Here is a 388-nt window from a genome sequence, read left to right as displayed (position 1 = left end):
AAACTATTATTTACAATAGGCAGGTAAAGGCTGTGACTTTTGGTAATTTTCTTAAAAGTAAACTCATCAAATTGGCCATTTAATCTTGCTTCAACACTATGCAGATAAGTTGTTGCATCTATGGCAGCCTGCTTTCTTACAGCAGGCAGTTTAAATGCAAACTTTACAAGAATAAAAATAAAACGCAGTACGTACATTGCAACAAATATCAATCCCTTAACAGCAAATTCCAAAAGCAATAATGGCAGATAGTCGTTTCATTCTTAAGTGAGTTATTTCTCGCGGAAAACACGGAAAACGCTGAATATTTTCTGTGTTTTCCGTGTTTTCTGCGAGCCATATTGTATAATTTCTTCTGTGAATGAAATAATCTGCCATTTCATTCGGT

At 34.5% G+C, this 388-nt stretch carries 1 protein-coding gene; it reads right to left on the bottom strand.

All coding sequences use genetic code 11. The annotated features are described in order from the left end of the window. On the bottom strand, positions 1-239 hold a 239-nt coding region (locus tag E3E36_RS13130), incomplete at its 3' end, for a hypothetical protein (RefSeq protein ID WP_206203757.1). Positions 240-388: the final 149 nt, after the last annotated feature.

The organism is Thermococcus sp. M36 (assembly GCF_012027355.1).
In the GTDB taxonomy this organism is placed as follows: Archaea; Methanobacteriota_B; Thermococci; order Thermococcales; family Thermococcaceae; genus Thermococcus.
The sequence above is the reverse complement of the archived record's forward strand: the minus strand, read 5'-3'. Positions and strand labels throughout refer to the sequence as shown.